Source organism: Dietzia timorensis (assembly GCF_020742175.1).
Taxonomy (GTDB): domain Bacteria; phylum Actinomycetota; class Actinomycetes; order Mycobacteriales; family Mycobacteriaceae; genus Dietzia; species Dietzia timorensis_A.
This window is the reverse complement of record NZ_DYXM01000056.1, coordinates 1-13,917: the sequence shown is the minus strand read 5'-3', so window position 1 is coordinate 13,917 and position 13,917 is coordinate 1. Positions and strand designations below refer to the sequence as shown.

Annotated in this window: 13 protein-coding genes and 2 riboswitches; of the genes, 4 read left to right on the top strand and 9 right to left on the bottom strand. The window is 65.5% G+C overall.

The window, feature by feature from the left end; all coding sequences use genetic code 11:
- A partial coding sequence (locus K8V11_RS02775) for an MFS transporter (RefSeq protein WP_303910688.1) occupies positions 1 to 1,169 on the top strand: 1,169 nt, incomplete at its 5' end.
- Between the two features lie 42 nt (positions 1,170 to 1,211).
- On the opposite strand, the gene metE is transcribed toward K8V11_RS02775, so the two are convergent.
- Complete coding sequence (gene metE / locus K8V11_RS02770; RefSeq protein WP_303910687.1) at positions 1,212 to 3,512, bottom strand: 5-methyltetrahydropteroyltriglutamate--homocysteine S-methyltransferase; 2,301 nt, start codon at positions 3,510 to 3,512, stop codon at positions 1,212 to 1,214.
- Positions 3,513 to 3,656: 144 nt separating this feature from the next.
- Positions 3,657 to 3,820, bottom strand: a riboswitch (cobalamin riboswitch).
- 166 nt (positions 3,821 to 3,986) lie between these two features.
- Here metE and K8V11_RS02765 point away from each other — a divergent pair.
- Positions 3,987 to 4,724, top strand: coding sequence for a DedA family protein (locus K8V11_RS02765; RefSeq protein ID WP_303910686.1), 738 nt, complete (start codon positions 3,987 to 3,989; stop codon positions 4,722 to 4,724).
- Positions 4,725 to 4,838: 114 nt separating this feature from the next.
- Here the strand turns inward: K8V11_RS02765 and K8V11_RS02760 are convergent, their stop codons facing one another.
- The gene (locus K8V11_RS02760) at positions 4,839 to 6,374 is read right to left on the bottom strand and encodes a DEAD/DEAH box helicase (RefSeq protein WP_303910685.1); all 1,536 of its coding nucleotides are present in this window, start codon (positions 6,372 to 6,374) and stop codon (positions 4,839 to 4,841) included.
- Positions 6,375 to 6,632: 258 nt separating this feature from the next.
- Here K8V11_RS02760 and K8V11_RS02755 point away from each other — a divergent pair, with 258 nt between their 5' ends.
- On the top strand, positions 6,633 to 7,319 hold the full coding sequence (locus K8V11_RS02755) for a TetR/AcrR family transcriptional regulator (protein WP_303910684.1): 687 nt from the start codon (positions 6,633 to 6,635) through the stop codon (positions 7,317 to 7,319).
- Here the strand turns inward: K8V11_RS02755 and K8V11_RS02750 are convergent.
- Positions 7,300 to 7,701 (bottom strand): DUF6157 family protein, encoded by a 402-nt coding sequence (locus tag K8V11_RS02750; RefSeq protein WP_303910683.1) that lies wholly within the window; start codon positions 7,699 to 7,701, stop codon positions 7,300 to 7,302. The genes K8V11_RS02755 and K8V11_RS02750 overlap by 20 nt on opposite strands.
- 151 nt (positions 7,702 to 7,852) lie before the next feature.
- Between K8V11_RS02750 and K8V11_RS02745 the strand changes: the two genes are divergently transcribed.
- Positions 7,853 to 8,860 carry a triacylglycerol lipase gene (locus K8V11_RS02745; RefSeq protein ID WP_303910682.1) on the top strand — a complete coding sequence of 336 codons (1,008 nt, stop codon included), beginning with the start codon at positions 7,853 to 7,855 and terminating at the stop codon, positions 8,858 to 8,860.
- Between the two features lie 30 nt (positions 8,861 to 8,890).
- On the opposite strand, the gene K8V11_RS02740 is transcribed toward K8V11_RS02745, so the two are convergent.
- From K8V11_RS02740 to K8V11_RS02715, 6 genes are all read right to left on the bottom strand, one after another.
- A complete protein-coding gene (locus K8V11_RS02740) occupies positions 8,891 to 9,241 on the bottom strand; it encodes a multidrug efflux SMR transporter (RefSeq protein ID WP_303910681.1) in 351 nt (116 codons plus the stop codon).
- A gap of 2 nt (positions 9,242 to 9,243) precedes the next feature.
- Positions 9,244 to 9,558, bottom strand: coding sequence for a multidrug efflux SMR transporter (locus K8V11_RS02735; protein WP_303910680.1), 315 nt, complete (start codon positions 9,556 to 9,558; stop codon positions 9,244 to 9,246).
- A gap of 14 nt (positions 9,559 to 9,572) precedes the next feature.
- Positions 9,573 to 9,637, bottom strand: a riboswitch (guanidine-III (ykkC-III) riboswitch).
- Positions 9,638 to 9,681: 44 nt separating this feature from the next.
- Positions 9,682 to 10,341 carry an RNA methyltransferase gene (locus K8V11_RS02730; RefSeq protein ID WP_303910679.1) on the bottom strand — a complete coding sequence of 220 codons (660 nt, stop codon included), beginning with the start codon at positions 10,339 to 10,341 and terminating at the stop codon, positions 9,682 to 9,684.
- A 20-nt stretch (positions 10,342 to 10,361) separates the two neighbouring features.
- On the bottom strand, positions 10,362 to 11,213 hold the full coding sequence (locus K8V11_RS02725; protein ID WP_303910678.1) for an SDR family oxidoreductase: 852 nt from the start codon (positions 11,211 to 11,213) through the stop codon (positions 10,362 to 10,364).
- A gap of 52 nt (positions 11,214 to 11,265) precedes the next feature.
- Complete coding sequence (locus K8V11_RS02720) at positions 11,266 to 12,828, bottom strand: HNH endonuclease signature motif containing protein (protein ID WP_303910677.1); 1,563 nt, start codon at positions 12,826 to 12,828, stop codon at positions 11,266 to 11,268.
- A gap of 478 nt (positions 12,829 to 13,306) precedes the next feature.
- Positions 13,307 to 13,917 (bottom strand): lysoplasmalogenase family protein (locus K8V11_RS02715; RefSeq protein WP_303910676.1); only part of this gene is annotated, 611 nt, incomplete at its 5' end.

Sequence of the window (13,917 nt, the reverse complement as noted above, 5' to 3'; positions counted from 1 at the left end):
CGTCGATCGGCTGGCTCATCGCCGCTCGCTTCGCACAAGGAATCTCCGCGGGCCTGCTCGTCCCGCAGAACTCGGGCATCATCCAGAACGTCTTCTCCGGCCCCGAGCGCGGCCGCGCGTTCGGTTACATGGGCATGGCCGTCGGCATCTCCGGCTCGATCGGCCCGGTCCTCGGCGGTCTCATCATCGGCCTCGCGGGTGGCGACGGCGGCTGGCGCTGGATTTTCCTCGTCAACGTGCCCATCGGCCTCGCCCTCATCGGCGCGGTGTGGCGCATCATCCCCGGCCGCGAACCCGGCTCCGGCAAGCCCGATCTCGACATCATCGGCGCCGCACTACTCGGGCTCACCGTCCTCGCGCTACTCTTCCCCATTTCCAGCGTCGAGCAGGGCTTCGGCCCCGAATTCGCGATCATCACCCTCGCCCCCATCCTCGGCGCGCTCACCGTGTGGTGGGAGCGCCGGATCATCCGCCGCGGGCGCGCACCGCTGCTCAATATCCCTCTCCTGCGCGCCACCAAGGGATACGCCACCGGCATGGCCGTCGGCCTGCTCTACTTCTGTGGATTCACCGGCGTGCTTCTCATCTACTCGATCTACCTCCAGAGCGGCCTCGGCTTCACACCGCTCCACGCGGGTCTGCTCATCACGCCGTTCGCCATCTCCTCCGCGATCGCCGCGCCCATCGCCGGCCGCCTCGTCGCCCGTGGCGGCCGCATGACCACCGTCGGCGCCCTCGTCATCCTCATCGTCGGCCTCGCGCTCGCGGCGACCCTCATCCCACTCACCGAGGACACGGCGCTAGCGATCCCCACACAGATCGCAACGATGACCCTCGCCGGCTTCGGCGCCGGCGGCGTCGTCGGCCCGAACATGACCATGACCCTCGCGAACGTGCCGCCGAGAATGGGCGGAGCTGCCGGCGCCGCCGTCCAAACCGCCCAGCGCATCGGCAACGCCATCGGCGCGGCAGTCCTTCTGCTCGTCTATTCCCAGGCACTAGCCCTCACCCATGACGCCGGAGCCGGACTTCGCGCCGTGTGGGCCACCGCCATCGTCTTCTTCCTCGCGGCGATCGCCGTGGCCCTTACCGACTCGCGTTCCCCCACCCGCAGCAAACGCGCGAACGCGCCGTCCGAAGAGGAACGGCGCGTCCGACGTCATACGTGATTTTTTGTTTGGGGCAGAACCTACCCGAGACCTCCCCGAGAACTATCCGAGTCGCTCGCGCACCTGCTTAGCGGCGGCGACCATGTTGGCCAGCGCGGCCTCGACCTCGTCGGTCTTGCGGGTCTTGAGGCCGCAGTCCGGGTTGACCCACAGGCGATCGGCGGTGACGGCGTCGAGCGCCTCGCCCAGCGAGGTGACGATCTGCCCGGTTTCCGGGATGCGCGGCGAGTGGATGTCGTAGACGCCGGGGCCGACCTGGTTCGAAAAGCCCGAACGCTCGAGGTCCGCGACGACCTCCATGTGCGAGCGCGCCGCCTCGATCGAGGTGACGTCGGCGTCGAGGCCCGCAATCGAGTCGATGACCTCGCCGAACTCCGAATAGCACAGGTGCGTGTGGATCTGCGTGGAGTCCGCGACGCCCGAGGTGGCGATGCGGAACGAACGCACCGACCAGTCGAGATAGGCCTGCTGTTCGGCCTTGCGTAGCGGCAGCAGCTCGCGCAGCGCCGGCTCGTCGACCTGCACGATGCGGATGCCCGCGCCCTGCAGGTCCACCGTCTCCTGCCGAATCGCGAGCGCAACCTGGTCCGCCGAGTCCGCGAGCGGGATGTCATCGCGGACGAACGACCACGCGAGAATCGTCACCGGGCCGGTGAGCATGCCCTTGACCGGGGAGTCCGTGAGCGACTGGGCGTAGGTGGCCCAGTCGACGGTCATCGGTTTCGGGCGGGTGACGTCGCCGAAGAGGATCGGCGGGCGCACGCAGCGCGTGCCGTAGGACTGCACCCAGCCGAACTCGGTGGTGACGAACCCGTCGAGGAGCTCGGCGAAGTACTGCACCATGTCGTTGCGCTCGGGCTCGCCGTGGACGAGGACGTCGATGCCGAGAGACTCCTGCAGCTCGATGGTGCGCTTGATCTCCTCGCGCATCGCCGAGACGTATTCGGCCTCGTCGATCTTGCCGTTCCGGAACGCCGCGCGCGTCTTCCGGATATCCGAGGTCTGCGGGTACGAGCCGATCGTCGTGGTCGGCAGCGGCGGTAGCCCGAGGCGCTCGGCCTGTTCCGCCGCGCGCGCCGCGGCGTCGCCGCGGGTGGCGCCGGACGCACGCACAGAATCGACGCGCGCGCGGACGCCACTGTCGTTTGTGCGTGGGTCCTTCGCGCGCCGATCGAGCGCAGCGCGGCTCGTCTCGAAGCTCTCGGCGACGGACTCGCGCCCATCGCGCAGCGCCCGCGCGAGCGTGACGACCTCCGCGTACTTCTGCGAACCGAAGGCAAGCCACTCGGCGACCGACGGATCGAGGTTCTGCTCCGCGTCGAGGGTGTAGGGAACGTGCAGGGTGGAGCACGACGTGGATACCGCGACCTGCCCTGCGCACCCGAGCACCGAGGCCAGCGCACCCATCGCCGAGTCGAGATCGGTGCGCCACACGTTGCGTCCATCGACGACACCGGCGACGACGAGGCGATCGTGGAACGCGGTCGAGGAATTGACCGAGTCGATGGTGCCGTAGACGAGGTCCACGGCGAGGCCCTCGATGTTCGTGTCGCCGAGGGCGCGGACCGCGCGGTCGGCGTTGCCGAAGTACGTGGCGACGAGGATCGCCGGCCGGTCGGTCTCCGCCGACAGCGCCCCGTAGACCTCCTTCGTCTTGTCGAGTTCGGCCTCGGTGAGGTCGGTGACGAGGCTCGGCTCGTCTAGCTGCACCCACTGCGCCCCGCCTGCGCGAAGGCTCGCGAGCAGGTCGGTGTAGAGCGGGATGAGCTCGTCGACGCGAGCGATCGGATCGCCCGAGCCCTCCGTGGCCTTGGCGAGCTTGAGGAAGGACACCGGGCCGAGCACGACCGGGCGCGCAGGAATGTCGTCGGCGATCGCCTCGGCGAGATCGTCGAGCACCTTCTCGGGGTGCAGGGAGAACGAGGTCTTATCGTCGATCTCGGGGACGAGGTAGTGGTAGTTGGTGTCGAACCACTTCGTCATCTCCAGCGGTGCGACCTCCGCCGAGCCGCGGGCGGCGGCAAAGTAGCGGTCGAGCTCGTCCGAGACGACGTCGTAGCGCTCGGGAAGCGCGCCGAGCAGGACCGTCGTATCGAGCATCTGGTCGTAGAAGCTGTGCGTGTTCGTCGGCACAGAGTCGAGGCCGGCATCGCGCATTTCGTTGCGCATCGAGCGGCGCAGGTCGGCGGCGGTCTCGAGCAGCGAGGCCTTGTCGATCTTTCCTGCCCAGTAGGCCTCGATCGCCTTCTTCAATTCGCGCTTCGGGCCGATACGCGGAGCGCCGAGGCTCGTCGCGGTGAATGCCGGCGCTGCGCCGGACTGATTATTGCTCGTGATAGTCACGCTGGACGTCCTCCATGTTGCGAGTTGTGGACGCCGCCCGCTTACGGGTTGGCGTCGACTCGCGGGCGCACGAAGGCGTACGCAGGGCGCACGTGTGCCGAGTCGGCGCTCGCCCAATCCTCGAGGCGGCAAACCGCTGGATGCGGCGCACCCAGCACAATCGGCAGGTAATCGGACTCGGGGCTGCGGGCGACGTGCGCGCCTGGGCCCCATACCGTTGCGGGACAGTCCTGGATTCGCACCAGGTTCCCTCTCCGCGCGCGTGGCGCTCGGTGCCGCGGTCCGCGACCATTTCCTGGTCACTCGCGGCACACCGGTTGTATCCCAATTCCTAGCACAGGCGCCCGCGCTGGGACGGACCTGAGGGGGCGCCAAGGGTTTGGTTTCGACTTGCTGTGAGCACGACCCCGGCGCGGCGCGGAGCTTGGGCGGGTGCCCTCCAGGGGCTAAAGTTGCAGCGTGCTACTTGAATCAATGCAGGACTCAGTGCTCGCACTCGGCGGTTCCGACGTGCGAAACCTTGCCATTCCCGGCGGCCAGATCCTCGACCCCGACTTCTGGCTCTCCGGCGATGGGCCTTTCGGCAACTTCATTCTCCCGGTGCTGCTCGCGGTCGTGTTCATCGAATCCGGGCTGCTGTTTCCGTTCCTCCCGGGCGACTCGCTGTTGTTCACGGCCGGGCTCCTCACGAGGCTCGACGATCCGTTCGCGCCGCTGTGGGTCATTCTCGTGACGGCGCCGATCGCAGCTTTCCTCGGCGACCAGGCCGGTTACTGGATCGGCCATAAATTCGAGAAGCCGCTGCTCGCGCGGCCAGATGGGCGCATCTTCAAGCAGGCCTACATCCGCGAATCGCACGAGTTCTTCGAGAAGCACGGGCCGATCACGATCATCATCTGCCGCTTCGTGCCGATCGTGCGCACCTATGCGCCGCTCGTCGCCGGCATGTCCGGCATGCGCTACAAGGTGTTCGTCGCCTACAACGCCATCGGCGCCGTGGCCTGGGCTGCGGGTGTGACGGCGCTGGGCTGGGCGCTCGGCGAGATCCAGTTCATCCGCGACCACATCGACTTGATTCTCATCGTCATCGTGCTCGTTTCGGTACTGCCGATGCTCATCGCCGGTTCACGCAAGATCTACGCCCGCCGCAAGCTTGCGAACAGCGAGAGCGTGCCGGAGCGGGCGGTCGATAGCCCGGCTGCCGACAGCTAGAAGCCGACTCGGTTCGCCGCGCCGGCCCTGTACCGAAACACCACGCCCGGCCGGAAATACACACTCCTGCGAGTGTATTTCCGGCCGGGCGTGGTGTTTTTCGTTCGACGGCGCCTAGGCGTGTGCGGACTGGCGACGGTTCGGCTGGCGACCGCCGTTGCCACGGTTTCCGCCGGCGTTGCTCGGCCCCTGCGGGCGGGTCGCCCGGCGCCGATTGCCATTGCCGTTGCCACCCGCGGATCCCGCTGCGTGGCCCGCACCATTGCGAGCCCCGGGACCGCGCTGTCCGCTCGGGCGCTTGCCGCCGCGCTCCTCGGCGGGACGGCGACGCTCGCTGCGCTGCGCCTCATTGTTGCTTGAGTTTTTGCGGTTGCCACCACCGTTGCGGCTTCCGCCGTTGCGGCCGCCGCCGCGGCTCCCGTTCGCGGGGCGCGAGGACTGCGGCCGCCCGGCGGGGGCCGGCTGCGCGGCGTCATCCACAAGGGTCGAGGCCGGGATGACGGTGTCGCCGAGGGACACATCTGCGCCTGAGCGCACATTCTGCTCTGCGGCGGAGACGCCGGCCTTCTTGAGAAGGGAGCGAACCTCGCTGACCTGCTGCGCCGTGGCGATCGTGACGACCGTTCCGATGGAACCGGCGCGAGCGGTGCGGCCCGAGCGGTGGACGTAGGCCTTGTGCTCGGCCGGCGGGTCCGAATGGATGACCAGGCCGACATTGTCGACGTGGATGCCACGGGCGGCGATGTCGGTGGCGACGAGGACGGTGGCCTCGCCCGAGGAGAACGCCTCGAGGTTGCGCACTCGCGCGTTCTGCGAGAGGTTGCCGTGCAGGTCGACGCTCGCGCGACCCTGCGCGCTGAGCTTGCGCGCGAGGTGACGGGCACCGCGCTTGGTGCGCGTGAACACGACCGTGCGAGGGCTGGCCGAAGCGAGGTCGGCGATGACGCGAACGCGATCGGTCTGCTCGACCTTGAACATGTGGTGGTCTGTGGCGCCGGGCGTGGCCGAGCCGTCGTCGACCGAGTGCGTGACCGGATCGGTGAGGAATCGCTTGACCAGGCTGTCGACGCCGCGATCTAGGGTCGCGGAGAAGAGCAGACGCTGGGCATTCGAAGGCGTCGCCGCGAGGATGCGCTTGACGCCTGGCAGGAACCCGAGGTCCGCCATGTGGTCGGCCTCGTCCAGCACCGAGATCTCGATGTCGTCGAGACGGCAGTGCTTCTGCTGCATGAGGTCCTCGAGACGCCCCGGGCAGGCGACGATGATGTCGACGCCACTGTTCAGCGCAGTGACCTGGCGCCCCTGGGGCACGCCACCGAAGATGACCGTGGTGCGCAGGCCCATCGCCTCGGCGAGCGGGGCGAGGGTCTCGTCGATCTGGCGGGCCAGCTCACGGGTGGGTGCGAGGACGAGGGCGCGCGGAGCGCCACGGCGGGCGCCGGTTCCGGTCGCCGCGAGGCGCGCGACCAGCGGGATGCTGAACGCGTAGGTCTTACCCGAGCCGGTGCGTCCGCGCCCGAGCACGTCGCGGCCCGAAAGTGCGTCCGGCAGAGTCGCCGACTGGATGGGGGTGGGAGAGGTGATTCCGTCTGCGGAAAGCACGTTGAGCAGGGCAGAGGGCACGCCGAGATCGGCGAAAGAGGATGACAAGAAAACTCCATACGAGTTGATAGTGGGCGTCTTGAGCGGCGCGCTCGCGAAGGGTTTCTACGCTTCTGGCGCGCGGCTACACCTGGGATTGATGACGTACCCGAAGAAGAGGTAACCGCTGGCCTGCCTCAAGAAGTGCGGCCTGATGTATCCAACCCTACGCGCCGAGGGCCCCGATTCCCTAACGCGTCGTGATGAACGCCATACCGACGGCAACAAATTGACGTGTCTACAACTTTTCGGCGATACACTACGACAATGTCCACAGATTCGGGTACTGCTACCAAGAAGAATGCAGGTCGAAAGACGGGACCGAAGCCACGCTTCGATTTCGATGACGTCGTCGATGCCGCGATTTCCCTGGGGATCGACACGTTCACCATCTCCGCCGTAGCCGGGGAACTCGGGGTCGCGGCGCCCGCCGTGTACCGGATCTTCGACAGCCGCGAGGCCCTCAGCCATGCGTGCCTGGAACGTGCGACGTCATCCATTACCTGGCCGTCCGACGCGCCCGATTGGCGGACGCTGCTGCGCCGGTGGTGCGACGAGGCGTGGGAACTGTGCGAGCGATTTCCCGGTATCGACAAGCTCTTGATGACGACGACAAGCCTGTTCGCCCACTTTGAGCAGGGGTACGCGACGGTCGTGATCCGGCTGTGCGAGTTTGGCTACTCCCCCGGCCAGGCGGCGTTCGCGCTCGACCTACTCACGGACATGGTGCTGGCCTCGCACATGAACATCGCCGGCCTCCGTACGGTCGACGAAAACGGCCGGAGCGAATTCTCCAAGTCGATGGAGGCCTTCACTTCCGGGCTTTTTGTGCCCGACGAATCGTGGACCGAACGCGGATTCCTGGACAAGAAGCTCGACTTCATCATCGACGGACTCGCCAATAAGCGCCCCGAGGTCGAAAGCGAACTAACGATTACCGAGACGCGCGCATAGCGCTGCGCACCGTAATCGCTTCCAGCGCCGTCACCCTCTCGAGCTCTTCCGAGCCCATCGGCACGAGGGCAATCTTGCCCGAGTGGTCGAAGTGAAAGGCCCAGCCGTAGGTCTTTGCGAGCGGCGAGGTGCGCAGGCACGGCTGCCCCTTGGCGAAAAACTCCTCCCGAGCCGCAGCGCGCTCCGGCTCGGCGATGCCCTTGCGCTCGCAGTGCACATCGAAAAGCAGGTCGTCGCTCGTCCACTCGTAATCGTGCCCAAACAGGCGCTCGAATTGGAGCTCGGCGACCGTTCGTTTGCCGGACGGAGGTGCCATAGCTGCGCCGGCGCGGGTGTCCGCGGGCGGGGTGATGACGGTATCGACGTAGTTGGTGGTGTGCATGCCGTGCCTCCCTGGGCAGCGATGGCTGATGCGCCAATGACAGACAATCTATTCGCCCGCTCCGACAATTGGGAGGCGGAAGTGGAACCTTTTGCGCCTTTTTGCCGTAAGCGCAGCTAAGGGATGTGCAGCCCTCTTATGCTTCCGAAGCATGACGCACAGCACCCTGTCGAGAATCGTCTCCTCCGCGATGGCAATCGCTGCCCTTTCGCTCGCGGCCGTCGTCGCCGCGCAGCCGGCCGCCGCGGACCGGCCAGAGCTCCCCGTGCCTTACACCTTCATGTCCGGGGCCGTGAAGGAGATAACCCAGCCCGGGGCGCCGCTCGCAGGTGCGAACGACTGGTCGTGCCAAACGACCGAGGCACATCCCCGGCCGGTGGTACTCGTGCACGGAACCTTCGGTGGCGGCGCCGACAACTGGGCGACTCTTGGACCGCTGCTGCACAACGAGGGCTACTGCGTATTCACGCTGACCTACGGAAACCACGCGGACGCCGACTGGCCCCTCTCGGCGGTCGGCGGCGTGCGGTCGATCCCCGACGTGTCCGTTCCCGCGGTGGCGGAATTCGTCGACTCGGTGCTCGCGGCGACCGGAGCCGACCAGGTCGACCTGGTCGGGCATTCTCAGGGGACCCTGGTGAGTGGAGACGTCGCCAAGCGCCAGCGCCCCGGCCGTGTGGGGTCCGTGGTTTCGCTCGCCGGCCCGTGGGAGGGGACGGGACAGGGCTTCACCGAGCGTCTCCTCGATGACCACACCCGTACCTCGCTGGAGGGCTCGCCGCTCGAATCGATTCCGCACATGCTCTCGGGTTCCGAGTACCTCGAAGGTCTCTACGGGACAGAGGGCACGCCGTATGCGCAAGGCGTCTCGTACACCAACATCTCGACCAGGTACGACGAGGCGGTCATCCCGTTTACCTCCGGCCAGCTTCCGGGCCCAGACGTGCCCGGCTACGCGGTGACGAACATCGTCGTCCAGGATGGCTGCGAAGCCGACTGGTCCGACCACGCCTCGCTGCCTTCGTCGCCGCGCGCCGCCGATTTTGTATTGAATGCGCTCGATCCGGCGCACCCGCGGACCCCACGCTGCGCGTCCACCGCACCGCTGCACGGGGCGATCGGCGCGGTGCCGGCGAACCCGGCGCCTCCGACGTCATAGGCGAGGGGCACTGAGGGCGACAACTAGCGCCTAGGCTTTCGGGCCTTCTTCGCGCTTCTTAGGGTCGTCGGGGACGAGCTTGAGGCCGACCACCGCGAGGACGATGCCCGCGATGAACAGGACCTTGAGCCAAGCGAATTCCTCGGCTCCGGTGGCCATCGCGTACACGACGGTGAGGGTGGCTCCGATCCCCACCCACACCGCGTAGGCAGTGCCGATCGCAATGTGCTTGACCGCCAGGCCGAGGCCCGCCATGGAGATAGCGAGTGCCACGAGGAACACGACTGTCGGAGCGGTTTCCGAGAACCCGTGGGATTCTCCGAGCGCGGTGGCCCAGATGGCCTCGAACACTCCGGACACGATGAGAACGATCCACGCCATGATCAGCTCACCACCTTGAGACCGATGATCGAGCCGACCAGGAGAACGAGCAGACCGAGGCGGGCGACGGTCGCCTTTTCCTGCCTGGTCACGAACCCCCAGAGCACGGTGAGTACCGCGCCGATACCGGTCCACACCGCGTAGGCGGTGCCAGTCGGCAGCTCTCTCATCGCCCAGGCGAGACCGCCCATGCTGAGCGCGAGAGCTGCGAAGAAAAGAAGTGAGGGGCGTAGCCGCTTAAAACCTTTCGATTCGGAAAGGGCGGCGGCCCATACGGCCTCGAGCATGCCCGAGAACACAAGAATGACCCATGCCATTGGAAGGACTCCTTGGTGGCAGTCTTGTCGCTTTGCGGGTACTGCTCCCTCGTCCGCGAGCCCAATGACCGAGCTCCACGATCCAAAGTAGCGAGGCGCCGGGTCTGCGGCAAACCGGCTGTGCTATTTCTCGATCCGCGCGTGTTCGCGGATCCAGGAATGCATGACGATGCCTGCCGCGACGCCCGCGTTGATGGAGCGTGTGGAGCCGAACTGCGTGATGGAGACCGTGACGTCCGCCGTCATTCGTGCATCCGGGCTTACTCCTGGGCCTTCCTGGCCGAAGAGCAAAACGCATTCGCGCGGCAACTCGACCGTTTCCAGGGGAACGGACCCGGGGACGTTGTCGACCGCGACGACGGCCAATCCCTTGGCACGTGCCCACTCGACCAGTGTCGCGACGTCGGGGTGGTGGCGAATGTGCTGGTAACGGTCGGTGACCATGGCGCCGCGGCGGTTCCAGCGGCGCTTGCCGACGATGTGGACTTCAGCCGCCAGGAACGCATTGGCCGTTCGCACGACGGTGCCGATATTTGCGTCGTGCTCGAAGTTCTCGATGGCGACGTGGAATGGATGTCGCCTCTCGTCGAGGTCGGCGACAATAGCTTCGCGTGTCCAGTATCGGTAGTGGTCGACGACGTTTCGGCGGTCTCCCGCGGCGAGCAGCTCTTGGTCGTAGCGCTTGTCCGTGGGCACAGTCTGTTCCGGGAATTCCTCGGCCCACGGACCGAGCCCGACCTTGCCGTCGCCCCACTCCGTGGGGCCCGGGTCTCCTTCGTTCATTTCTCCGGTTTTCTCTCGATTTAGTCGCCGACCAGCAGCGAGTTCAGCGCGCGAGAAACGCGGGAGGGCGCGAAATGTGCGCCGTGATAGAGAAGCGTCGTCTTGAGTCCGACCGGGTAATGCACCGGCGCAAGCGGGTTGGTCGCAGTTGCAGCAGTGAACACCTTTTTCGCGACGTCTTCAGCAGTGAGGTTGACGCCCTGGCGCGAGGTCCCCGACGTCGAGACGCCGTCGAGCATGGCCGTCTTGACGTAGAGCGGCCAGACCGAACGGACAACGATATCTTCGGCCGCCCATTCCTGGTCGAGAGCTTCGGTGATACCTCGAACCGCGAACTTGGTTGACGAGTAGGTAGCCATTTCCGGTGTTCCGTAAATTGCGGATGCCGAGGCGACGTTGACCATTGCGGACCCAGGCGTGTTCCGGAGTAGGTCGAACGCTGCGCGCGCGCCGAAGTACACGCCCTTGATGTTGACGTCTGCGAGAGCCGAATCCCGAGCGAAACTGGCTTCCATGAACGGCGTGCCGTACAAGATGCCGGCATTGTTGACCAGCACATCGAGACGGTCTCCGGTAGCTTCGGCGAACTGCGCGAGTGCCTTTTCCCAGGACTCCGGAGAGGTCACGTCAATAACGCCGGCTACGTATTCCGGACCCGAAGCCCAGGAAACAGCGTCGGCGTCGATATCGAAGACTCCCACCTTCCAGCCGTTTCGCGCGAAGTATTCAGCGGTCGCCCGCCCGATCCCGCGTCCGGAGCCGGTAATGAATACCGTCGGCTGACCGCCACGGCGCTGTTGCCGAGACCTAAGGCCCAGCTTGCGCGTGAGCACATCGATCGTGGAATTCTTGCCGTCGCTTCCCGAAGTCATGCTGTTTACGTTACCTTGCACCATCTTCAGCGCTTCGCGGGTCGCAGGCTCGTCAGTACGGCGGCTCCTCGATGTAGCCGGCGAGACGCTGCGAAGCTAGAGCATTAACGCCGAGCACACGTGCATGGTCCCGGTTTGGCGCGGCGGCGCGGAACGCTCTCGTTGCCCGACTCCTCCTCTGAGCCCTTGTCTCCCTTGGCTTGAAGTCGCCCGGCCGTGCGCCACCGGCATCCGATACACCGTCACCCAGTACGGACCAGGATGCTCTACTCGGCGAAGATTGCATTCCATGGTTCTGCAGTAGTTCGAGAAGCGCCGACGCTGCAGTGACGATTTCGCGAAGCTGGCTTACTCGGCCCTCTCCTAGCGTGGAGTACTCGAAGTTTCTCGCTTGGCGGCCGACTCCGCGAAGTCCGTTGGGCTCGCTTGTTCCGCTGGTCCCGTGCCCCAGGTCCACCGAGACCGTACCGTCCGCTTCCAGTCGGTATGTGCTGGTCCCGTGCGTCTTGTCGCGGTGATGCCGGCGGCACAGGACAATGAGATTGTCTTCCCGTGTGAGCCCACCGAGCAGCGGGTGATCGTGGTTGAACGGCTTTACGTGGTCGAGGTCGCATTTGTGCGCGGACACATTGCACCCGGGGAACCGGCAGGTTCCGTCACGTGCCACGACCAGCCTTCGCAGGGCTGCGGAGGGTGCGTAGGTTGTTTCCTCTGCGATCTGCTCGACGAGACGAGAGAGGCTGGCGCACAGTTGCGGCAGATCGTTGCTGTCGTCCTCAGCGGCGAACGGGACCACCGTGAGTGTGGCCTTGCGTGCTGCACCCAGAAGCTCGTCCAGCCGCTGGCGCACCGTGGCGCCATTGGAAGTGAACGCGCGGTCGCGCGCTCGTTCCGACCCTAAGTCGGCGAGCAGCGTGACGTGCGGTGTGCAGCAGTGTGCGCCGACCGGAGTCGTGTCGCCGATTGGTCGCTTATCGATACCGGTAACCATCTGGACCAGCGCGTCCGCTCGCCGCTGGCTCACGTTCCTCTCCTCCCCTTCGATCTGCGACCACTGAGCGGCAAGCCCGTCGACGGCACTCCAGACCGCCTCCGCGTCCACGGTGGGCAAGTTCGCCTCAACCACCGTCTCGGCGGAATTGGGCGACCAGGTGCTGACGCGACGACCCCGCTGTGCTTCCTTATCGTCTGAACGAAGTGCGTCGGGGTCGACGTTGTGGATGATGTGATGCAACCGCTTGGTCATACCCGCGGACCAACGCGCGCAGCGCCCCTTCTTCACGGCGATATCCAAGATCCTGGCCTCGATTTCCGCTCGAAGCATTGGATCGGTGACGTGCTTGAGCTCATTGCCGATCCGCGTGGCAATCTCAGCGGTGATCTCTCCTCGCATCATGGCGTTCCACACATGGGTACAGCGGTGCACGAGAATCGCATTGAGAAGCAGCTTGTTCGCCCGATACTTCGTGACATTGTGCTCGACGGCGATCTGGTCGGACGCCACGGTTTCGGGGTCGATTTTCGAGTACTCCTCGTTGCTCTGCGGCGGATCATCCCGCATCGCGTCCTCGAACCGTGCCTCAGCCTCCCGAAGGATATTCATCGCTTGTTGCATTGAGGCTCCTTCGGCGGAGCTCGCCACGACATTGAATACGTCGGCCCGTTCTTTGCCGTCCTCGAGATGCGCAGAAAGCGTGAGAACGCACCTCACCGTGTGTTGAATCGCCTCGGCAACCTCGGAGTTTTTCAATCCCTCATTTTCGATTTTGAACCGAACGATATCTATTGCATCAACAATATGTTCGATCGCTTCTCGCTCATCGGAAGCGTCGTCTCGATGACTATGGCGTTCGACCGGACCAACGTTTTTGAACTGGTCAGATCGTTTATTTCGGGAGAAACTGGCTTTGCATGTACACCCATGTAGATTCCTTGTTTAACCAAAGCGGCTAACCTACTGGAATAACAGTAGCGCGACTGTTCGACTAGTGGGGTACGCTACTTGATAAAGTTTTGGGCACAATGAGCAGCAGAAGGAGTGCAAAAGTGCCGCATAGAAAATGCGAAGTGAGAGAGGAAGTGCGCGAGGCGATCTAGTGTCGCGCGTTCAGCGCGCGGACGAGCCCCGACTGGGTAAGCAGCTGGCCGCTGCCGTAGAGATCCATCACCGCAACGCTGAGGGCGCGGCGCATAATAGAGCCGTCCTGGGTGGCGAGCCGCACGGCGATCAGTGCATCGGACACCGCCCACACCACCGAACCCACGGCGATCGTGCGCGCAGCGTCCGTGTCCCAATCGTCGCGACCAACGGTGGAAACTCCGCGACTCACATACTCGAGAAGAAGGGCGGCATAAGCGCCCTGCACGAGCTGGTGGATCGTGGCTTTCCTGGCCATTGCACTCAGTCCGAGGCCCACGCCCGCGCCGAGTACCACGTTGATCGCTGTCGCCCGCGGGTTCCAGCGCACGCCTCGGCTCTCATAAAGGGCAATTCCGGCAGCATGGCCGGCGGCGAAGACAATGGCACCGGGGGTCAGCGACTCGAACCGGCCCTTATCGGTTTCGCGCAGCAGGACGATGTCGCCGGCGGCATGGAAAGCGCCCATCGCGGCGAAGAGCCCGGTTTCGAGGGGCGCCCAGCCACGCGAGCGGAGGAGGCTGTGCGCCGTCAGACTTGGCAGTATGAGCGGTTTTGCCACGAGAT

Bases quoted from the DNA above. Each gene is read 5' to 3' on its own strand.
- K8V11_RS02765 (WP_303910686.1), top strand. From the start codon at position 3,987: ATGCAGGACTCAGTGCTCGCACTCGGCGGTTCCGACGTGCGAAACCTT.
- K8V11_RS02755 (WP_303910684.1), top strand. From the start codon at position 6,633: ATGTCCACAGATTCGGGTACTGCTACCAAGAAGAATGCAGGTCGAAAG.
- K8V11_RS02750 (WP_303910683.1), bottom strand. From the start codon at position 7,701: ATGCACACCACCAACTACGTCGATACCGTCATCACCCCGCCCGCGGAC.
- K8V11_RS02745 (WP_303910682.1), top strand. From the start codon at position 7,853: ATGACGCACAGCACCCTGTCGAGAATCGTCTCCTCCGCGATGGCAATC.
- K8V11_RS02740 (WP_303910681.1), bottom strand. From the start codon at position 9,241: ATGGCGTGGATCGTTCTCATCGTGTCCGGAGTGTTCGAGGCCATCTGG.
- K8V11_RS02735 (WP_303910680.1), bottom strand. From the start codon at position 9,558: ATGGCATGGGTCATTCTTGTGTTCTCGGGCATGCTCGAGGCCGTATGG.
- K8V11_RS02730 (WP_303910679.1), bottom strand. From the start codon at position 10,341: ATGAACGAAGGAGACCCGGGCCCCACGGAGTGGGGCGACGGCAAGGTC.
- K8V11_RS02725 (WP_303910678.1), bottom strand. From the start codon at position 11,213: ATGACTTCGGGAAGCGACGGCAAGAATTCCACGATCGATGTGCTCACG.
- K8V11_RS02720 (WP_303910677.1), bottom strand. From the start codon at position 12,828: ATGCAACAAGCGATGAATATCCTTCGGGAGGCTGAGGCACGGTTCGAG.